The organism is Microbacterium sp. ISL-103 (assembly GCF_018613995.1).
In the GTDB taxonomy this organism is placed as follows: domain Bacteria; phylum Actinomycetota; class Actinomycetes; order Actinomycetales; family Microbacteriaceae; genus Microbacterium.
On record NZ_JAGGPD010000400.1, the window covers coordinates 1 to 2,252 of the forward strand.

Annotated in this window: 2 protein-coding genes; one reads left to right on the plus strand and one right to left on the minus strand. The window is 64.1% G+C overall.

Features of this window, described 5'->3' with window-relative positions; genetic code table 11:
* Positions 1 to 211, minus strand: a 211-nt coding sequence (locus J7E68_RS14440; protein WP_215173683.1) for a hypothetical protein, incomplete at its 3' end; no start/stop codon positions are given.
* A gap of 235 nt (positions 212 to 446) precedes the next feature.
* Between J7E68_RS14440 and J7E68_RS14445 the strand changes: the two genes are divergently transcribed.
* A partial coding sequence (locus tag J7E68_RS14445) for a protein kinase domain-containing protein (RefSeq protein WP_215173685.1) occupies positions 447 to 2,252 on the plus strand: 1,806 nt, incomplete at its 3' end.

Sequence of the window (2,252 nt, forward strand, 5' to 3'; positions counted from 1 at the left end):
CCCACGAGTTACCGCTGTGTGTTTGATCCAAGCTTTTCACGCGTCGGCCGAGCCGCTCGATCAGTAGCGATGCATGGGGCGACGTGAGCTCAGTGACGCGAGTGATCCGCACCGCGATGAGTTCCTCAACGAGAGCGAACTGTTCACGCGCTGTCGTTTTGCTAAGCGCGCTGAACAGACTGCGGATTCGAGCCCGCTGATCGTCTGTCATGGGCTGACTGCGTTCGGTAGCGGGCTCTGAATCTGAGTCCGAGAAGATATCCAACGAGTCGTTCATGGCGAGGGGTTCTCCGCTGGTTCGGTGTCTAGCGTCGGGCTCCAACCATGATGCCGCACAACGGGCGCAACCGTCTGGCGTGAGCACCTGCCTTCGGAGGAAGACGAAAGCTCGCCGAACGCGCTTCGACAGATACTGTTGAAGTACTGGTCACGGGAGGGCAGCATCGATGCGGACTGATTCGCCGCTCTGGCGAGTGATGGGCGATGCTGCGCAGGCGCAGGAGGCAGAGGCCCTTGCGAAGGTGCGGGACCTTCTGCCTGATGACGGCATCGCGCGGGCGTGGGCGAACGTTACCTTCACGGACAACGGCGGGCGGCTCAACGAAGTCGACGTTCTGGTTCTGACTCGTTCGGGGCTCTTCATCGTCGAGCTCAAGGGCTGGCATGGGGAGGTGTCCGGCAACCAGCGCGAGTGGGTGCATGCAGGGCGACGCCATCCCAACCCCCGGATCCTCGCGAACTCCAAAGCGAAACGCTTGGCGAGTGTGCTGAAGGACCTCGCCTTCCAGGAGCGGGTTCCGGCGACGACGGTTCCGTTCATCAATGAAGCCATCGTCCTTCACGGGCGTGGCTCGAGAGTATCCCTCGACCAATTCGGGGCCGAGCATGTTTGGGCCCTCGACGGCTTCGCGGTGCGCGGGCTGAGCGAGGATGCCCGATTCTCTACCCTTATTTCGGAAACCACGACGCGTCCGATCGATCGCGCTCAGGCGAAAGCCATCGATGCGTTGATGGATGCCGCGGGCCTGATGCCGCGCGCAAAACAGCGCATGATCGGGCAGTACNNGTGGCAGGACTTCCTCGTCACTCATCCAGCGGCGGGAACCAAACGGCGCATCCGTCTTTTCCCGTACCCGAAGGGCGCCGATCGCGAGACGCGAACCGCGGTCGATCTGCGCGCGAGTCGCGAGTTCCGACTGACGGATGGGATCGACCACCCCGGCATCATCGGACCGCGCGAGCTCCTGACTCCGGAGGAGGGCCCGGCCCTCGTCTTCACCTATGACCCCGACGAGATCAGCCTTGCGGAGTACCTTGAGCGGCACGCCGACGATCTAACGTTCGAGGATCGTGAGCGCATAGTTCAGGACCTGGCCGAACTCGTGCGCCACGCGCACGGCCAGCGGCTCACACATCGTGCCTTGTCTCCTTTGAGTGTGCGGATGAGGGAATCCTCCAACGAGCCAGCCAGGGTCCGCATCCGAGATTGGGATCTCGCGCGGCGTCCGGACTCCGCCACTGCTTCGGCGACGGTCGTCTCGCGGGGGATCACCGATCTCGTGGGCGTCGTCGATCCTGCAGCGCTTCTCTACCTGGCACCGGAAACCCTCCGCAACGCAACTCCCGCCTCCGCTCAGACGCTCGATGTCTACGGGGTGGGAGCGGTGGCGTTCACGGTGCTGACGGGCAAACCGCCGGCGGTGAACATCCCGGCGCTGGAGGCATTGATCGCTTCGGATGCCACAGGCCTCGATCCGCGAGCCGTCATGCCCGAGATCTCTGACCTGCTGGCACGGGTGATCGCTCAGGCAGCCGCCTTCGACGAGGTGCATCGGATCATCGATATCGCCGAGTTTCAGACAGCCTTCGAGGAGGCACGTCGCGAGACTCGCGAGGACGAGCCGGTCGAATCCTCGGCAGATCCGCTGGATGCCTCGGTCGGCGAGATCATCGGCGGCCGTTTCGAGATTGCGCGCCGGCGCGGCGCCGGCTCCACCGGAGTAGCGCTCGAAGTGCTGGATTACGACACCGGGCGCGAGAGCGATATTCTCAAGCTCGCCAAAGACGACGCGGCCGCCTCGCGATTGCAGATCGAATCGTCGGTTCTCGACCGGCTCGACCATCCGCGGATCGTCAAGCGGCTCGACGGACCGATCCTCGTCGGCACCCGCCAGGGCCTGTTGATGACGGACGCCGGAACCGAGACGCTCGCCGACCGGATTCGGCTCGAAGGACGCGCGACGAATCCGGTC